Below are 14,084 nucleotides of genomic sequence, written 5' to 3' on the forward strand. Positions count from 1 at the left end.
GGGCATTCGTCCGCCAGCCAGCCAAGGAATTGCACTCATGTACCTACTCGGTGAACAACCGATCTACGCCGAACAACTCATCAGGAAGTTGCAGCAGATTCCCACCCAGCTACTTGACGGTCTCGATCCAAGTGGCCCGGTCATAAAGCTTGAGCGCAGTGATGACCTCACACTGGAATTACCGAGAACGGAGTTGTTTCTGATCGAGCACGGCCTGTTGCACGCCGCCGTCGATCAACACCCGCTGTTCTACCTGCAGCAAGGTGACCTGCTCGGCTTGCGCCAGAATATCGAATTCCCGCCAACGCATTACAGCAGCGAAGACCCGGTGGCACTGCTCCCCTACTCGCGCAGTGAGGTGCTCAAGCACATTCACGCCGATGAGCAGCGTCAGGAGTTATTCCTGCAATACCTGATCGGTCACACCGTTTTACTCTGCGAGGCGCTGGCGTGCCTCAAACAACCAGAAATTCGCACCGCGACAGGGTTTCAGCACTTTGCTGCCGGCGAAGAACTGCTGCATCAGGGCGATGATGCCGACGACGTGTTCATCATTATCGAGGGCCAGGCCGACGCCTATGTCGACGGGCACAAAGTTGGCGACGTCAAGAAAGATGAAATCTTTGGCGCCATGGCGGTGTTCACCCAAGAAAAACGCAGCGCGACAATTATCGCCGTCGAGCCGTGCACGGTAATGGTCATCCCCAAGGATCAGTTTATCACCCTGATGCATAACAACCCGCGCATCGCCCACAGTCTGGTCGAGAGCATGGCCCGGCGCATTGACTTGCTGAACAAGGAAATCACCCAATTGCGCGCCGCCGCGCTCAAGTAAGAAACCTGCTGAGATACAGCCCAAAAACTTAATTGAGAATAAATCGCATTAGACTGTTGACACGCAAATGATAATTGTTATTATTAACTCAACTGGTCGCGAGATCAGCTGATAAGCTCAAGAGACCTTCAGTCGGACTCTTCAGATTATCTCCTCATCAGGCTAATCACGGTTTTTGACCCGGCACTTTGCCGGGTCTTTTTTTGCCTGCGATTTAGCCACGCTGCAATCGTTTAGTTATCCGAGGAGCCGAAGGTGCGGCGCATCCGCGAGCGTACAAGCCACGTCTTGGCTGCAAGACGCTTCTGCGTGCAAGCCGTGCTAATGAGATCGGAATGGGTAGCGGATTGCGCAGAGTTGCGCTGAAGGGCTGCAACCCCACGACGAATTGCTCGCCGTGGGGGCTAGGTTATGGCTTACGCAGTTTCGCGCAATGGTCCTGCTCTGGCGTGGCGGCGGTGTACCAGACAAAGTCGGACTGCTGAGCGGTCACCGTGCGCCCTACTTCTGCCAGCGTCAGCACACGGGTCTGCGTGCTGTCGCCAAGGTCTTGCAGATGCAGCGGCACGCCCAGATCACGGCGCACGTGAAAGGCCCCGGCAAACAGGATGCTGGGCTGTGGTGCGGCTTTAATCTGCTCGGCCATGCGCCGGTCACGCTGCTGCTGAATGGCTAACATCGGCGGCATTTGCGATTCGGGCAGCAGCCCGCAATGCGACTCACGAATGTCATCCTGCAGCGCTGTGCGCACGCTGGCAGCGGTAGAAGCTGAGCCAACCAACGGCGGAGGCTGGCGATACACCGCCATGATTTCCTCACGGTCGAGGTTAGCTGCCAATAACGGATAAGGCTGTACCAAGGCGTAGCGCACGATAGGCCCGTAGTAGTTCCAGTCCCAGCCCTCCTTCCAACTCAACGCCTTGGCTAAATCTGCCGGTGACTGATTGGCTTGAGTCGCAGCGCGGCTGCTGTCCACAGCCCCCTGCTGGCTTGGGGTAAGCATTTCCAGCAACAGGCTGCCAGTTGGCCGGTACTGGGCCAGGGCTTTGAGCAACCATAGCTGCAAGGCGTGATGATCAGGATTATCGTGCTGCTCGCCAACCAGTACATGCCCGGCCGTAGCCAACTCATCAACCAGTTGTTGAGGGCTGATCTGCTGGCCACTGCGCAGATCAATAATTACCCCGAGCTGCGCATGCTCGCGCCCTTGCGGGCTCTGCCAGTCAGGAACCGCAGGGACTGTTGGCCGCACGGACTGACAACCCGCCAAAAACAGCAAAAGCAACGTGATAGCTATACGCACGCGAACTCCTTAGCGAGCAATAATCAGCGGATGGCCGCGCTCTGGGTGCTTATGCACCAGCACTTCGAGCCCGAATACAGATTGCAGCAATTCGGCCTGCAACACCTCTTCAGGTTTCCCCAATGCACGCGGCACGCCGCGTTCAAGCAACAGCAAGCGATCGCAATAACGCGCAGCCAGATTCAGGTCATGCAGAATCACCATCACGGCTGCACCTTGCTCAGCAAACCTCCGGGTGGCTTGCAAGGTAACGTGTTGGTGCAAGGGATCTAGCATCGAGGTCGGCTCATCCAGTAATAACGTCTGGCCTATTCCACCAGGCCAAAGTTGCGCCAACACCCGCGCCAGATGGACCCGCTGACGCTCGCCTCCCGACAGCGCCAGATAACTGCGCCCGAGTAAATGTTGCGCATCTGCCGCAGCCAATGCCTGGCCGATGATTTGCTGATCGCGCTCACGCCCGGTGGCATGCGGTAAACGCCCCATGCCCACAACTTCTTCGACCTTGAAAGCAAAATTGAGCGTGGACGATTGCGGCAATACGGCCAAACGCTGCGCTCGCTCCACGCCTTGCCAGTCGCTTAACTCGCGCTGGTCGAGCTTCACCGAACCGGCTGAAACCGCCAGCTCACCGCAAAGCGCTGCGAGCAATGTACTCTTGCCCGCGCCGTTTGGCCCAAGCACGCCCAGCACTTGGCCCGGCACCAGCTCAAGGCTGACCTGCTCAAGCACGCGGGTATCACCGCGCTGCACATTTATTGAGTCTGCGCGTAGCATCAGGCACGCCCCCGCAACAACAGGTAAATAAAGAATGGGGCACCAATTAGCGCGGTGACAATCCCAATCGGCAATTCAGCCGGGGCCAACAGCAGGCGTGCGATCAGGTCGGCAAACAGCAGCAAACTGGCGCCCGCCAACGCCGAGGCTGGCAGCAACACGCGATGATCCGGCCCGACCAGCAAGCGCACCAGGTGCGGAACCACCAAGCCGATAAAACCGATCATCCCCGCTGCAGCTACCGCCGCGCCCACGCCGAGAGCAGTACAGAACACCAGCTCACGCTTGACCCGCTCAACCGGAAACCCCAGATGCCGCGCTTCCGACTCACCCAGCAACAGCGCATTCAGCGCTTTAGCCCGGCGTGGCAACCATAAGGCCACCGCGAAAGTGACCAACAGCAGTGGCCAGAGTCGGGCATAACTGGCGCCATTGAGGCTGCCCAAGTTCCAGAAGGTCAGCGTACGCAGGGTCGCATCATCAGCCAGGTAGGTGAACAAACCGATCACCGCACCCGCCAATGCCGTAAGCGCGATGCCCGCCAAGAGCATGGTCGCCACACTGGTTTGGCCGTCACGTCTGCCGAGCCGGTAAACCAGCGCAGTGACGCCCAGCCCGCCAGCGAAGGCAAATACTGAAAGCAAATACGGCGCGAAAGCTTCGGGAATCCCGCCGAACAAGCTGCCGCCGACTATCGCTATGGCCGCACCGAGTGCTGCGCCGCTGGAAACACCGATCAAACCGGGGTCGGCAAGCGGATTACGAAACAGCCCTTGCATGGCCACGCCACACAACGCCAATACCGCACCCACCGATAATCCGAGCAGGGTCCGCGGCATGCGAATCTGGCCAATAATCAATTGCGCCTGCTCTAACGTGTCGTCGCCTACCGGAACGCCAATCAGCCGTAACAGCGCTTGCAAGCTGTCTAGCAGGTGCAAGCTGACTGGCCCCAGTGCGAGGGACAAGAAGAATGCGAGTGCTAGCAATACGCCCAGTGCGATGAACAGTGAGCGCGGTCGGAGAACTGGATTCATAAGTTGGCGTGGGCTTCAACAAGCAAAGGTTGGCTGGCAGGATAAAAGGCTGCAGACAAGGCCGCCAGCCCTTCCGGCAAACGCGGCCCCAGCCCACCGACTAACAGCGTCGGGTCCAGCACCACAATCCGCCCGGCCTTTGCCGCGCGAGTGGCCGCTAGCGCCGGGTTACTTTTCAGCAACGCTTTCTTGGCCTCATCACCGCGCAAGCGCCGGTCTGCGACGATCAAGACTTCAGGGTCGAGCGCCAGCAAGGCCTCATTGGATATACCTTTATAGCTGGCGTGAGTCGCTACGTTGTGACCACCGGCCTGCTCGATCAGCCAATTCGCACCGGTATCAGCACCAGCCGCCATTGGATTACCGCCGGCATTACCCAGCAACAACAATACCCGTGGCGCCGCCTGCTTGCTTTGCGCGGCGCTCACCCATTGTGCCTGGCGATTCAACTGTTGCTGGTAGTGCGCAAACACTTCCTGCGCCTTGGCTTCATCGCCCAGCAAACTGCCAAGGCGCTGCAAGTTACGCTCAAGTACGGTTACATCCGACTTGGCGGACAAGGTTTCGATGCGCACCCCTGCCGCACTTAGTTGCTCAAGCACCGGCGGCGGGCCCATCTCTTCCGTGCCCACCAGCACGTCGGCATTGAGCGACAAGATACCTTCAGCAGAGAGCTGACGCTGATAACCCACGCTCGGTAATTTGGTCACTGTTGCAGGGTGCTGACTGGTGGTGTCGACGCCAACCAGTTTGCTCTCACCGCCCAACACCACAACCCACTCGGTTAACGAGCCACCGGCGCTGAGCCAGCGTTGCGGCAAGGTTTCAGCGCCAAACGCGGCGGCCGGCATGATCAGGCTCAACAATATAGAAAGACTAAGGCGCATCTTTGACAGGCTCCAATAGAATTCGACTGTCCTCAATGCCGTGCTGCTGGAGCATGGCCATCAGGTCGAGAAATGTAGTCAGTGGCGCTCGGCGATCGAGGGCGATATCCAACCCTGCTGCTTTGACTTCGCCGAGATTGCTCAACAGCTGGCTGCGTAGCGCCGCAAAACTGTCGTAGTCGGTCGTGTTAAACCGCCAATTGCCCTGTTCATCGAGCTGGATGCGCATCCGCTCACCGCCCGCAACAGCCGGCTCAAGCGTCTCCTGGCTTTGCGCCATTTGCATGGGCAACTCAAGCAGCGGCGTTTGCGCGGTAAGCAGGAAAAACACCAGGACAATGAAGATGACATCTAGCAGCGGCGTCAGATCAGGCAGCAAACTGACGCCGCTGGGTGATGACTGCGCCAGGCGAATCATGGCAACGCCCACTGCACACGGGATGCACTTGGCGTGAGGTCCAGATTCAAACCATCAATCGCCAGATGACAGCGATTGAGCAGGTTTTGCACAGCTTCCAGATATCGCTCCGCCCAGAGCGCGAAGCCTTGGCCAGCAGCCATTGACGGGATCGCAATCAACAGGCCCCACACCGTGGTGTAGAGGGCTTGCCATAAACCATCGGCGAGCAAAGCGGGGGTCACGGGGCGATCTTGTCCGGCAATATTGGCGAACATCTCGAGCATGCCCAGCACGGTCCCCAACAGCCCGAGCATCGGCGCGAGCACTGCAATCAGTTGCAGCAGGCGTAACTGCCGATTAAGCCTGCGGCGTTCCTCCAGCAGCCAGCAACCGAGCACCTCTTCACGCTGCTGGCTGGGTGCCGTGCTGTGTTCCAGCAGCAAGGCCAGGCCATATCGCCAGCCGCGCACGGCGCCGTGGCACGCCTGTTTATCGCAGTCGCGGCACGCGCTTACGGCTGCCTTGCCGGCAGAGACACTCAAGGGCGGCAAGCGCAGAAACACGCTCAACCGCTCAAGGATCAACATCAAGGCGATGACGGAGCACAGCGCCAAAGGCCACGCCAGCGGCCCCATGTTCTGCAGCAGGGCGAGCATGTCAGGCCTCCAGGCGCGGGCAGCGCTCGGCGATATCACGCCAGGCAGTTAACTCAGGGACGCCGGGTTTACGCGCACCAAACAACTGCACGATGATTTCGCCGTTTTCGTCGTACGCTTCCCAACTGGTGATCACACCATCGCTGCTCGGCTTACGCACACGCCATAGTTCATGCACCGACAGAGTTTTCAGGTGCAGATTGAAATCGGCATCAAGCACGTTGAACCACGTGTCCATCCAGCGCAGGTTGTTCACCGGCCCGCTGTGAATTTGAATGCAGTGCCGGTTGCCGACAAACACCATGATCGGCACCGCCTCGCTTGCCGCCTGCTCAAACAATTCCGGCAGTGCGCTGGTCGCCAACGGTTCTGCCCATTGGTGTCCGGCCAGGCGCAGGGCTTGGGTACGTGCAACGCCGTAGTTTTTCAGCAGCGCGAAGAAATGGTGAGTGTCTTGCAGGCTGGCCCAGCCATCACGCAGTGCAGCGACATCAATCTGCTCATCGGCAACTGGCTCGGGAGCGGCCGGTAACGCCTGCAATTGCAGATCGGCAGACTGCTCTTCACAGCGGAACTGCGCCACCAGCGGTGCCCACTCGTCAACGTTGCTGGTGGGCGTCAGGAACACTTTATGCACCGCCATGCCCTGGCGATCAAACACCTGAATGCTGCGCTGCACGCCCTTATCGGTTTGCTCTTCGATGGCAAAAACGCTGCCCCAGCCGCCGAGGAACAAGCGCAGGTCGATATCGGCAGACACCACCAAGCCCATCTGCCCACTGGCCATCACCGTTACATCACGATAAAAGCCCTTACGTTCATGTACGCAATGCTCGTTGCGAGTCAGGGCCATGATAAAGCCCAGCTCACCCAATGCCGGGAGCAAGGTTTTCCACTCGGGGCGCAGGCGGATGGCGTCGACGCCCAGACGACTGGCGACCAACTCACCCTCACTCACCTGCAAATGAGCCGCTGCATCGCGGGCGCGCAGACGTGGTTGCGCTTGGCGCAAGGCCTGCCAGGCCTGATACAAATTCGCTGTAGTCACGTCGGTGTTGGTTAACGTTTGCATAAGCACTCCTGTCTTGTTGTTCAACGTCGCGCCGCAAGGGCAAACGCGATGGGAATTTGCACCCGGCTGGGCACGGGCTGACCTGCAACTGTTTCGGGTTTGAAGCGCCAGCCTGAAACCGCCTTCACTGCCGCCTGATCAAGGCTGCTGACCCCCGATGAGCGCAGCACCTGCACATCGCGCTGCGCACCATTGCGATCAAGGCGCACCTCAACCAATACCGTGCCCTCCTGATTCCTGCGCCGCGCTGTGGCGGGATAGCTCGGCGGTTTGGGCGGCTGCAGAAAGCTCGGCTGATGGCTCACCACCTCTACCGGCTCGGGGCTTTGGGTCACGGGCGCCGCAACGGGTTTGGGTGTTGCCGGTGCTTTTGCTTTACCGGCGGCTTTTTCCGGCGCAGAGGGCTGCGCCGAACTGGCGGACGCAACTCGCGGCGCAGGTTCAGGCGCTACAACTGGCTTGGGTTTGGGTTCTGCGACAGCAGGCTTGGGGGCGGCGACTACTGGCTTGGCCACGGGCACCGGCGCAACCGGGGTTTTGACAGCTGGCGTGCTAACAGGCTCAGGCTTGGCGGTGGCAACTGCCGGTGGCGGCTCTGACGCGGGAGCGGACGGCGGCGCGACGGGCTCCTGTTTGGCGGCGGCCTGCAACTGAATCGCAGCAATTCGCAGCACTTGCGGCGCGTCAGCCTGCTGGCCGGCGAGCGGTTGCACCGGCTCACGCAAAAGCCAACTGGCAGCCACATGGGCTGCCAGTGAAAGCAGGAGAAACAACGGCCAACGCAGCATGACAACGCCATAATTATTAAATTCAAATCCATTTGATAATCATTTGCATATGCATGTCAATCCCATTAGCATTTTGCGCCTGCCATCCAAGGTGAATACAAAATCACCCGTGCTAATCAGGAGCTACCTATGCAACGTCCACCCTTTGCCCTGCGTCCCTGGCTGCCACTTTTGCTGCTCGGCGCCTCAGCGACTCACGCTGCGGAACCTGCAGTGACTCAGTTCGACACGGTGTCGGTCACGGCCACCCGCAGCGAGCGCACACTGGATAAAGTCCCGAGTACCGTTTCGGTGCAGGACGAACGCCAGATCGATCAGCAAAACATCAACAACATCAGTGACCTGGTGCGTTATGAGCCGGGCGTTACGGTGAGCGGGACAGGCAGCCGGTTTGGTCTTAGCGGTTTCAACATCCGCGGCATCGGCGACAACCGCATCCTCACCCAGGTAGACGGCGTGCCCACCGCGGACGCATTCACCTTCGGCCCGTTCCTTAATGCGCGCCGTGATTACGTCGACCTCGACACGGTCAAGCAGGTCGAGATCATTCGCGGCCCGGCCTCCTCGCTGTATGGCAGCGATGCAATCGGCGGCGCAGTGAGCTTCCTGACCAAGGATGCGGGGGATTATCTGGAAGACGGCGACGACACGTATCTGCGCTTCAAAACCGGTTACGACGGCAGCGATGACAGCTGGCAGCGCAGCGCCACATTTGCCGGGCGCCAGGGCCAGTTCGACGGCTTGCTGCATTTGGGTCGCCGCGATGGCCAGGCAACCGATACTTACGGCGGAGCCAGCGGCATCGGCAGTGGCCGGGGTGAAGCCAATCCGCAGGATTTCAACAACGAAAACTTCCTCGGCAAACTCGGCTGGAGTTACAACGAGACCGACCGCCTGCAGTCCACCTATGAGCGTTTCAACGCCGAGGCCGACACCAAAATCCTCAGCGACTACGCCACCTCCGGCACAACCCGGACTTCGGACGCGGTGGACAGCACCGACCGCGAACGCTTCAGCTTGCAGCACCAGTTTGATTTATCCAGCGCGATCACCGATGGCGTTGAATGGCAGTTGAGTTATCAGGACAGCCTGATTCGTCAGCAAACATTCCAGGACCGCTTCAGCGCCGGAACCTTCCGTGAGCGCACCCGCGACTCCAAGTACCGCGAAGAGCTGTGGACACTCAACAGCAAATTCGACAAAGCCTTCGCCACCGGTGATGCACAGCATCAAGTGATCTACGGCTTCGACATCAAGCACCTTGAAAGCAGCGACCTGCGCCGTGGCTCAGAGGTCTACACAGCCACGGGCCTGCCAACCCCGCCGTCGTTTGGCGGTGAAAACTTCCCGCTGAGCGACTTCCCGGACCCAACCGCCAACGAGTACGCACTGTTCGCTCAAGACAGCATAGAAATTGGCCGCTGGACCTTGCTGCCGGGCTTGCGCTACGACTACTACGAAATGAAACCGGACGTGACCCAGGAATACCTCAACAGTGTTCCGGTGAACACCAACCCGGACAATTACGATGACCACGCGCTGTCACCCAAACTTGCCGTTAGTTATCAGATCGACGACGCCTACAGCGTTTACGGCCAGTATGCGGCAGGCTTCCGCGCGCCGAATCCGGTGGATGTATTCGGCGAGTTTGTGAACTCAGCCTTTGGTTATCAAACCATTGCCAACCCGGACCTCGAAGCCGAAACCAGCAACAGCTATGAGCTGGGCTTGCGCGGCAAGTTTGACCAAGGCAGCTTCGGCCTCGCCCTGTTCTACAACGAGTACGATGACTTCATCGAGCAGGTCTCGCTGAGCAGCGACCCGACCGGCAACGGCATTCCGCTGACGTTCCAGTACCAGAACCTCAACAAAGTGACGATCCGTGGCGCAGAAGCCAAAGGCGACTTGTTCCTGGGCAGCTATGGCATGCCTGAAGGCACCCGCCTGCGCGGCGCTATCGCCTATGCACGCGGTCGTGATGAAGACACCGGCCAGCCGATCAACAGCGTCGATCCACTGAAAAGCGTTATCGGCCTGGGTTACGACGCACCGAACGGCGAGTTTGGTGGCGAGCTGGCGTGGACGCTGGTGGCCGCCAAAGAGCGCGTCGACAAATCGGCAATCCCTAACCAGTTCGAGCCCGCCGGTTACGGCACACTCGACCTCAACGGTTACTGGCAAGTCAGCGAGCAGTTCTCGGTTAACGCCGGGCTCTACAACCTCACCGACAAGCAATATTGGCAGTGGGGCGATGTACGCAGCCTGACCGCCGACAGCCCGTCACTGGACCGTTATTCACAGCCTGGCCGTTATGCAGCAGTGAACATGATCTGGGAGATGTAAGCAGTTGCAGCGGCTGAGCAACTTTCTGCGCAGTCGCTGCACAACAGATTCAATTCGCACACGGATGTGCCCCTTTCGCATCTGTCCGCTGTTGGCGATAATCGCCGCCTTAAGCGGAGAGTGACTCATGCAGTTTTTATGCGCCCCGAGCTATCTGCCTGAAGGCCAGAGTCGGGGCTTTACGTTGGACGATGAACGGGTTTTTGCCGTGCGCAAAGACGGCCAGGTTTTCGTCTACCGCAACTATTGCCCGCACCGCAGCGTGCCGCTGGACTGGCAACCCGACCAGTTTCTCGATTCCAGCGCCAGCCTGATCCAGTGTGCCACCCACGGCGCACTGTTCCTGATTGATAGCGGTGAGTGCGTTGCGGGCCCCTGCGCGGGACAATCGTTGTACAAGCTCGAATCCCGCGAAGACGCGGATGGCATCTGGGTCAACCTATAAGCAAAATGCCGCCCGGCGTTGATGCCGATCAGTGCTAGAGCTGCACATCCAGCCGATGGCTGACGCGAATCCCCTGCGGGCTGATTTCCACACCATACGCCAGCACTTCCACGCCAGCCGCCATTGCCTCTTTGAGGGCACTGGCGTAGCCCGGATCAATCTCCTCGGCGGCACGCACAGCAGTTATCCCCGAGAGATTCACACAGTACAACTGAACCGCCCGCACGCCCTGACGAGCCAGAGTGGCGAGTTCACGCAGGTGCTTGGCGCCGCGTTCGGTGCGCGCATCCGGAAACGCCGCCACATCGGTGTCGGCAAAGCCCAGCGTCACGCTTTTAACTTCGACATACGCCGCCCCGTCCGGATACTCCAGACGAAAGTCGATCCGGCTGCGCTCCTCACCGTAAGGCACTTCACGCTTGAGCGCAGTGAACCCGGCCAGTTCGACGATAACGCCAGCATTCAGCGCTTCTTCGACCAACGCATTGGCCCGCGCCGTATTAATGCAGGCCAGTCGCCCGTGCGGGGTTTCGCCGATTTCCCAACTGCCAGGCAATTTGCGCTTGGGGTCGTTGGAGCGACTGAACCACACGCGCCCGCCCTCACTCATGCAGTTGAGCATCGAGCCGGTGTTGGCGCAGTGAATGGTCATCAGCTCGCCGCTATCAGTCTCGATATCGGCGAGAAACCGCTTGTAGCGCTTGATCAGGCGCGCTGACTCCAGTGGTGGCTCAAAGTGCATGCGGGTTCCAGGTCTTCAGGCCGCGTGCGATACGCTCGACGGCTTGTTGCAGGCGTTCAAGGCTCTGTGTGTAGGCGAAGCGCACGTGCTGATGCGCCTGAAAACGGCCGAAGTCATTACCTGGCGTGAAGGCCACGTACTCGGTTTCAATGAAGTGTTTGCAGAATGCAAATGCGTCCCCGCCGAAAGCCGAGATGTCTGCATATAAATAGAATGCGCCTTCGGGCTCAACGGCGATCTTGAAGCCCAGCTCACGCAAGGCCGGCAGCAAGAAGTCGCGGCGACGGGCAAATTCTTCGCGGCGTTGCTCAAGGATTTCCAGGGTTTGCGGCTCAAAGCAGGCCAGCGCCGCTTGCTGGGCCATGCTCGGCGCACTGATATAAAGGTTCTGCGCCAGCTTCTCCAACTCTGGTACAGCCGCTGGTGGCGCTACCAGCCAACCCAAGCGCCAGCCGGTCATGCCGAAGTATTTAGAAAAACTGTTCAGCACAAAGGCTTCATCGTCGACTTCAAGCACGCTGTGCGCATCTACGCCGTAGGTCAGCCCGTGATAAATCTCATCAACCACCAGGTGGCCACCACGGCGCTTGAGCGCCTGAGACAAGCCGGCTAATTCATCGGCGCTGAGCAAGGTGCCTGTCGGGTTGGCCGGCGACGCGACCAATGCACCGACGCTGTCTTTGTCCCAATAACGCTCAACCAACTCGGGCGTGAGCTGATAGCGCACATCCGGCCCAACAGGCACCAATTGCGCGGCACCCTCGATCAGCCGTAAGAAATGCCGGTTACACGGGTAGCCCGGATCTGCCAGCAACCAGTGCTTGCCCGGGTCCACCAACAAACTGGTGGCCAGTAACAACGCGCCTGAACCGCCCGGGGTAATCAGAATTCGCTCAGGATCAATATTCAGCTGGTAGCGCTGGGCATAGAACCGCGAAATAGCTTCGCGCAGCGCCGGAATCCCGCGCGCGGAGGTGTAGCGGGTATGGCCCTCTGCCAGCGCCGCCTGCCCAGCCGCTATAATAGGAGGCGCGGTTGTGAAGTCCGGTTCGCCGATTTCAAGATGAATTACATCATGGCCATCAATTTGCAGTTGATTGGCACGCGCCAGCAACGCCATAACATGAAAAGGTTCTATTGCGCGGCTGCGGGCACTGTAGGGCTGGGCCATGGAACTCGCCTTGATCTGAATTTAGGGGCGAATTCTACCCAACTGTTCGAAGAAACGGCACAACCTCGACAACTGGGAGTAGCGCACCACGGGTTGTTCTGGTAAGTTCGCCCGCTTGCAGCCGCAGGGCCGACCTCAAAATCGGCAATGGAAATCACCTGCGCAGTGGATTAGTAAGAGTGAGAGGCGGACATCGATGCCCACCAAAGCAAAAGAAAAGAGCGGTCAACTGATTCGTGGCTTTGAACCCTACAAAGAAAGTAAGGGCGAGGAGTACATGGGTGAGCCGATGCGTGCGCATTTCACCAGCATCCTTAACAAATGGAAGCTGGAGTTGATGCAGGAAGTTGACCGGACTGTGCATCACATGCAGGACGAAGCAGCCAATTTCCCTGATCCGGCCGACCGCGCAAGCCAGGAAGAAGAATTCAGCCTGGAACTGCGTGCCCGCGACCGCGAGCGCAAGCTGATCAAGAAGATTGACGAAACCCTGCAGTTGATCGAAGACGAAGACTATGGCTGGTGCGACTCGTGCGGCGTAGAAATCGGCATTCGCCGACTGGAAGCGCGTCCTACTGCCACGCTTTGCATTGACTGCAAGACTCTGGCAGAAATCAAAGAAAAACAGATCGGTTCCTGATCTGCCGAAACGGGGTGCCAAGGCACCCCGTTTTATTTCTGCCTGAGCGGTATTGCACGTGAATACTGGCGCTTACGTGGGCCGCTTCGCCCCGACCCCAAGTGGCAACTTGCACTTTGGCTCGCTGGTCGCAGCGCTGGCCTCGTATGTCGACGCCCGCTCGGTAGGCGGCCGCTGGCTGCTGCGCATGGAAGACATAGACCCTCCGCGTGAAGTGCCTGGCGCCCAGGATGCAATCCTGCGCACCCTCGAAAGCTACGGTTTTGAATGGGACGGCCAACTGGTTCGCCAGAGTGACCGGCACGCGCATTACGCCGCCTGCGTAGAACAACTCTTCAGCCAGGGCCTGGCCTACGCCTGCACGTGCTCACGCAAGCAGCTTGAAGGCTATAACGGCATCTATCCCGGCCTTTGCCGCAATGCCGGCCACACGCGCATTGATGCGGCCATTCGCTTGCGCGTACCGCAACTGACGTACGCATTCACCGATCGGGTCCAAGGCGAATTCGACCAGCATCTGGGCAATGAAGTTGGTGATTTCGTCATTCAGCGCCGCGACGCGCTATACGCCTATCAATTGGCCGTGGTGCTGGATGATGCCTGGCAAGGCATAACCGATATCGTACGCGGCGCCGACCTGCTCGACTCGACCCCGCGCCAATTGTATTTGCAGGAGCTGCTGGGTTTCAGCCAGCCGCGCTACCTGCATGTGCCGCTTATCGTCCAACCCGACGGCAACAAACTCGGCAAGTCCTACCGCTCACCACCCCTGCAGATTGAACAAGCCAGCGCTTTTTTGGCCAAGGCCTTGCGCACGCTTGGCCAGGAGATGCCACTGGAGTTGAACAATGCACCGCCCAAAGAATTGCTGAGTTGGGCGACGGCGCACTGGGATGCAGACAAAATCCCGCGCACCGCCACGCTGGACGAGGCATCGCTGGTTTAATCAGTGCAGTGCGCCCCGCAAAATAACGGCGGGTGGCGCCAT

General features: G+C 59.2%; 15 protein-coding genes. 5 read left to right on the plus strand and 10 right to left on the minus strand.

The window, feature by feature from the left end:
• The first annotated feature begins 37 nt into the window (after positions 1-37).
• Positions 38-835 carry a Crp/Fnr family transcriptional regulator gene (locus tag PMYSY11_RS17505; RefSeq protein WP_069897925.1) on the plus strand — a complete coding sequence of 266 codons (798 nt, stop codon included), beginning with the start codon at positions 38-40 and terminating at the stop codon, positions 833-835.
• Positions 836-1,244: 409 nt separating this feature from the next.
• Here PMYSY11_RS17505 and PMYSY11_RS17510 read toward each other — a convergent pair whose 3' ends face one another.
• From PMYSY11_RS17510 to PMYSY11_RS17545, 8 genes are read right to left on the minus strand one after another with little or no spacing between them, the layout of a single operon-like run.
• Complete coding sequence (locus tag PMYSY11_RS17510) at positions 1,245-2,138, minus strand: ChaN family lipoprotein (protein WP_150547578.1); 894 nt, start codon at positions 2,136-2,138, stop codon at positions 1,245-1,247.
• A gap of 9 nt (positions 2,139-2,147) precedes the next feature.
• Positions 2,148-2,915 (minus strand): heme ABC transporter ATP-binding protein, encoded by a 768-nt coding sequence (locus PMYSY11_RS17515; RefSeq protein WP_150547579.1) that lies wholly within the window; start codon positions 2,913-2,915, stop codon positions 2,148-2,150.
• Entirely contained in the window at positions 2,915-3,952 is a 1,038-nt protein-coding gene (locus PMYSY11_RS17520) for a FecCD family ABC transporter permease (RefSeq protein ID WP_069897927.1), read from the minus strand. Before PMYSY11_RS17520 ends, PMYSY11_RS17515 begins: the two co-directional genes overlap by 1 nt.
• Entirely contained in the window at positions 3,949-4,839 is an 891-nt protein-coding gene (locus tag PMYSY11_RS17525; protein ID WP_150547580.1) for a heme/hemin ABC transporter substrate-binding protein, read from the minus strand. Before PMYSY11_RS17525 ends, PMYSY11_RS17520 begins: the two co-directional genes overlap by 4 nt.
• Positions 4,829-5,257: an ExbD/TolR family protein gene (locus PMYSY11_RS17530; protein WP_150547581.1), complete on the minus strand. Its 429-nt coding sequence runs from the start codon at positions 5,255-5,257 to the stop codon at positions 4,829-4,831. Before PMYSY11_RS17530 ends, PMYSY11_RS17525 begins: the two co-directional genes overlap by 11 nt.
• Positions 5,254-5,895, minus strand: coding sequence for a MotA/TolQ/ExbB proton channel family protein (locus PMYSY11_RS17535; RefSeq protein WP_150547582.1), 642 nt, complete (start codon positions 5,893-5,895; stop codon positions 5,254-5,256). The genes PMYSY11_RS17530 and PMYSY11_RS17535 overlap by 4 nt, the downstream gene beginning before the upstream one ends.
• Before the next feature lies 1 nt (position 5,896).
• The gene (locus PMYSY11_RS17540; protein ID WP_150547583.1) at positions 5,897-6,967 is read right to left on the minus strand and encodes a hemin-degrading factor; all 1,071 of its coding nucleotides are present in this window, start codon (positions 6,965-6,967) and stop codon (positions 5,897-5,899) included.
• Positions 6,968-6,987: 20 nt separating this feature from the next.
• Positions 6,988-7,755, minus strand: a complete 768-nt coding sequence (locus PMYSY11_RS17545; RefSeq protein ID WP_150547584.1) for an energy transducer TonB — start codon at positions 7,753-7,755, stop codon at positions 6,988-6,990.
• A gap of 129 nt (positions 7,756-7,884) precedes the next feature.
• Here PMYSY11_RS17545 and PMYSY11_RS17550 point away from each other — a divergent pair, with 129 nt between their 5' ends.
• Both PMYSY11_RS17550 and PMYSY11_RS17555 read left to right on the plus strand, forming a co-directional pair.
• On the plus strand, positions 7,885-10,098 hold the full coding sequence (locus tag PMYSY11_RS17550; protein ID WP_150547585.1) for a TonB-dependent hemoglobin/transferrin/lactoferrin family receptor: 2,214 nt from the start codon (positions 7,885-7,887) through the stop codon (positions 10,096-10,098).
• A 127-nt stretch (positions 10,099-10,225) separates the two neighbouring features.
• Positions 10,226-10,543, plus strand: a complete 318-nt coding sequence (locus PMYSY11_RS17555; RefSeq protein WP_150547586.1) for a Rieske (2Fe-2S) protein — start codon at positions 10,226-10,228, stop codon at positions 10,541-10,543.
• Positions 10,544-10,577: 34 nt separating this feature from the next.
• Here the strand turns inward: PMYSY11_RS17555 and sfsA are convergent, their stop codons facing one another.
• Positions 10,578-11,285: a DNA/RNA nuclease SfsA gene (sfsA, locus tag PMYSY11_RS17560; protein WP_150547587.1), complete on the minus strand. Its 708-nt coding sequence runs from the start codon at positions 11,283-11,285 to the stop codon at positions 10,578-10,580.
• Complete coding sequence (locus PMYSY11_RS17565; protein ID WP_150547588.1) at positions 11,275-12,456, minus strand: pyridoxal phosphate-dependent aminotransferase; 1,182 nt, start codon at positions 12,454-12,456, stop codon at positions 11,275-11,277. The genes sfsA and PMYSY11_RS17565 overlap by 11 nt, the downstream gene beginning before the upstream one ends.
• A 196-nt stretch (positions 12,457-12,652) precedes the next feature.
• Between PMYSY11_RS17565 and dksA the strand changes: the two genes are divergently transcribed.
• Positions 12,653-13,096 (plus strand): RNA polymerase-binding protein DksA, encoded by a 444-nt coding sequence (gene dksA, locus PMYSY11_RS17570; protein ID WP_069897937.1) that lies wholly within the window; start codon positions 12,653-12,655, stop codon positions 13,094-13,096.
• A 58-nt stretch (positions 13,097-13,154) separates the two neighbouring features.
• Positions 13,155-14,042: a tRNA glutamyl-Q(34) synthetase GluQRS gene (gluQRS, locus tag PMYSY11_RS17575; protein ID WP_150549602.1), complete on the plus strand. Its 888-nt coding sequence runs from the start codon at positions 13,155-13,157 to the stop codon at positions 14,040-14,042.
• Positions 14,043-14,084 lie beyond the last annotated feature (42 nt).

Origin of the sequence: Pseudomonas marincola, assembly GCF_900682675.2 — a bacterium.
Taxonomy (GTDB): domain Bacteria; phylum Pseudomonadota; class Gammaproteobacteria; order Pseudomonadales; family Pseudomonadaceae; genus Aquipseudomonas; species Aquipseudomonas marincola.